Raw genomic sequence first — 3,916 nt, 5'->3', positions numbered from 1 at the left:
TCTACTCCCTTTTATTATTTGTATGGATTTATTCTGAATTATGATTGTATGCTAGCTCTTTTGTTCGTAAAAAATCTTCAATAAGCTTTGTTCTATTTTTTACTTTTGTTGTGTACGTAAAATCTCCATAACAATATGGATATCTAAAGTTTTTTTTATTATCACCACACGTATACATATCTGGACTTTGATCGACTTTCATTTTAGAAAATTGTTTAGCTAATTTCTCTGAATGCTTTTCCTTTTTTTTGCTAGCGATAAAATCAATATATCCTGGTCCCATATTATAGCTTTGGATGATAGCATCAATTCCAACGTCTTTCTCTATCCCGTATTTATACATTTGAGCGAAATGTTTTACACCTTGTTCAATGCTTAAGTTAACATCTTGAATTTCATTTCGCTGTAATCCAAGTGATTCAGAAGACTGCATAGGATCTGTACCTTCACCTCTACTTTCTTGATACATGATTCCCAATAATGTTGTTGTTTTGTCACTTAAATTATATTTTTCTAATTCTTTTTCAATGGTCGGTTTAAATTGTAATAAACGTTTTTCTACAGCGAAATCCTGATTTCTATCGGTGTTGCCCATAGGATTACTATATAGTAATTTGATTAATGTTATAAGAACAACAACAATACCTAAGAAAAATACAAATATTTTTTTACTCTTCATGCATTATTCCTCTGTTTCTTTTTAATATTAGGATTATTTCTTCTAGGAAAACAGACTAACATAAAGAGATAAAGATAAGGTAAAGATAAAATAAATTTTATCTTTATTTGTCAAAAGAAGTCTCATTTATATGCGTATATTAGAGATTAAGACGAAGAGAGATGATGAATAACTCTATGATCTTTTTAATTACTACATTCTGTATACGATTTTATGTTATATCTCAATGTTCTTTAACTCGCTTTGATATAATCTGCACTTTATCTTTATTTCTTTTTAGTAATCTATTTTTTGTACAGAGTGGGGGAAAGATATTAAATCTAGCAATTAACCCCTGCTTTTACATATAAATAATAGGAAAGGGGATAGAAAAGAGATGTCAGAAAATAGCGATAATAAAAAAGGGACTAGACTTTCGGACGAGTCCATCAGGGAATCTGAATTAGAAGCAAACGCTGAAATTAAGAGTCTGGACTTTGAGGAAGATCCTAAACAAGAACAGGGGGATTCTCAGGGGACGGGGCGTCTTATAGCACTTGATGCAGTTCGTGGTTTAGCTGTAATAGGAATGTTTATACAGCACTTTGCCTTGAATAAAACGAATGCTTCAATCGTATCTGGTAACACAACATTGTTATTTATACTCTGTGGAGGCATCTCTTACTCCATCATGGCTCGACGCATGAAAGAAAAAGGGCTGGGGACCACTACGCTCCGATCTAGAATGCTCGCCCGTGCAGTTTTCATCGATATAATCGGATATCTACTTATTATGCTTAATACTCATATCGGTGTGATTTTACCTGCTTATGCGGCACTGTTCGTACTGTCGCTTGTTCTGGTTCATCGTTCAACACGTGTACTCATTATAACAACAATTGCTTTAGTTATTGTGAGTCCACCGCTGATGATTCTTGGAGAGAGTCTTCTGTCACACACATACCTTCTTAGAGATATAGGAGGCAGCCGTATGTCTGGGATAGCACTTGCTCCCGCTTTCGTTGCAGGTATGACCATCGGGCGTATTGACTTAACAAAGCCGCGCCCCGTATTCTTACTCATGTGCAGTGGTGTAATTATACTTACCTTTTGTAAGCTGTTGGCTATTTTTATCCTTCCTGATCTCAGCCGATCCTTTGAGAAGTGGCTCATAAGCGTTCAAAGTGTCGTTACTGACCAGCCGGATCCAAATTTAATCTGGCCATTTAATATGGAAACACCAATGTGGCATACTCTTCTTTGGACAACCCCGCACAGTGCATCAACGTTTCAAACACTGACAGGGATTGGGGGAGCACTCCTTGTGCTGGGTCTTGTATGTCTTGTACCGAAGAGATTTCTCGTCGTGTTGATGCCTTTCGAAAAGGTTGGACGCGTAGCATTAACAATGTATGCGGCTCAGTTTGTCATATTGTGGGGACTTCAACTGGCGGGGGTACAGCAGTATAGTCTGGAATTTCCATTTGGAGATGTACTCGTTGCAACTGCAACCCTGGTAATTGGATGCATAATTGTTAAACTTCCTGCTGGTCCGCTCGAAGCAATGATGCGACAATTCGACCGCTTTTTCAGCGACTCTCAGCAAGTTAAGGGAAAAATATAGGGATAAAGTCTATCCACCTCCAATAATATCGAGATTAATTAGAATGGGCTTTTGAAATTAAAAAATAAATAAATTTGATTTTAATTGTTAAATAGGTAATACCCTTAATTAGAACTATCACAATGAATCCTTGTCATAATTAAATATGGTTTTACGACAAAAGTAACAGCACCCTCTAATTTGTTGGAGAGGTGCTGTTTTGTTTTTGCTTACTTTATATTTTTAATGACAAAGCACGAGCCTTGAGTATTTCTAGCCAACTTGAAATTCTGCTTGGCAAACTTAAATTTCCCTTTCAACGATTAGTCGAATAAAATCAGGCTGGTAATGTTTCAATTTAAACAAATTCTACTTTTCCATACTAATCATCGCAACTTTTTTAGAGTAATAGCATCAGTATGCCCCAGATTTAGAGATTACTCGTAATTACTTTAAATTCTTTGTACCAGAATCATCTTAATAGTTACTACAACCTGTATATGATTGTATGTTATATTTTGATATTCTTTAACTCATTTCGACATAATCTGCATTTTATCTTTATCTCTTTCTAGTAATCTATTTTTGTACAAAGTGGGATTAAAGATATTAATTCTAACAATTAAAGCCCGCTTTTTCCATATTAATAATAGAGAAAGGATAGAGAAAAGATGTCGAAAAATACGAATAAAAAGAGCGTGCAAAGAGCGCTATTAACACTAATGTTAATATTAACAACTACTTTTCTTATGTTTTTTATAATAGGAAAGTTTAATTCGGCTCCCGCAAAAGGGACGACTCACGAAGAAAAGAACAACCAGAGCCTAATGCAGCATTCAAAAGAGAAAAAGATAGAAAAAGAAATAGAAAAAACGAATCCGCAAAAGGAAAAAAAAGCAGATGGGAAACCTATAGGGAAATTTGTTTATTTAACATTTGATGATGGTCCCAGCACTTTAACTGGAAAATTTTTAGATGTATTAAAAGAAAATAATGTAAAAGCAACATTTTTCATGCAAGGAAGTAATTTACAAAATACAAGTTATCAGATAAATGTAAAACGAGCAGTAAAAGAAGGACATTATATCGGTGCACATAGTATGACACATAATAGTGATAAGCTATACAAAAAAGGGCAATTTGTTCCAGAGATGAAAGAAACATTATCCCTTATCCAAAGTATTACGGGTACAAATCGTAGGACATTATATCGGTGCATGACACATAATAGTGATAAGCTATACAAAAAAGGGCAATTTGTTCCAGAGATGAAAGAAACATTATCCCTTATCCAAAGTATTACAGGTACAAATCCTAAGTTAGTACGTCCGCCGTATGGCTCCCATCCGGGATTAAAGAGTGAAGAACTCCGCAATCAAATTGTAGACGCTGGAATAAAAATTTGGGACTGGACAATTGATTCTGAAGATTGGAAGTTAAAAGATAACCCAAACCAAATTATAGAAAATGTCAAAAAATACACAACCGATGATGTGGAAGTAGTTTTGATGCATGAAAAAGCACAGACATTGCAAGTACTTCCACAAATCATTAAGTTCTATAAAGAAAAAGGTTACGAATTTGGTGTATATAACGATGCTGATCATTTTCATTTGAATTTTGAAAAAGATACACGTTTATAAATTTAAAAGAGA

At 34.5% G+C, this 3,916-nt stretch carries 3 protein-coding genes; 2 read left to right on the top strand and 1 reads right to left on the bottom strand.

Annotation, left to right across the window (positions count from 1 at the left end):
• Nucleotides 1-28: 28 nt before the first annotated feature.
• The gene (locus DN403_RS29105; protein ID WP_149186044.1) at nucleotides 29-679 is read right to left on the bottom strand and encodes a lysozyme family protein; all 651 of its coding nucleotides are present in this window, start codon (nucleotides 677-679) and stop codon (nucleotides 29-31) included.
• A 376-nt stretch (nucleotides 680-1,055) separates the two neighbouring features.
• Here DN403_RS29105 and DN403_RS29100 point away from each other — a divergent pair, with 376 nt between their 5' ends.
• Nucleotides 1,056-2,282 (top strand): DUF418 domain-containing protein, encoded by a 1,227-nt coding sequence (locus DN403_RS29100; protein ID WP_149186043.1) that lies wholly within the window; start codon nucleotides 1,056-1,058, stop codon nucleotides 2,280-2,282.
• Between the two features lie 650 nt (nucleotides 2,283-2,932).
• Nucleotides 2,933-3,904 (top strand): polysaccharide deacetylase family protein, encoded by a 972-nt coding sequence (locus DN403_RS32050; RefSeq protein ID WP_255452083.1) that lies wholly within the window; start codon nucleotides 2,933-2,935, stop codon nucleotides 3,902-3,904.
• Nucleotides 3,905-3,916 lie beyond the last annotated feature (12 nt).

This window comes from Bacillus sp. AY2-1 (genome assembly GCF_008368965.1).
In the GTDB taxonomy this organism is placed as follows: domain Bacteria; phylum Bacillota; class Bacilli; order Bacillales; family Bacillaceae_G; genus Bacillus_A; species Bacillus_A thuringiensis_S.
The sequence above is the reverse complement of the archived record's forward strand: the minus strand, read 5'-3'. Positions and strand labels throughout refer to the sequence as shown.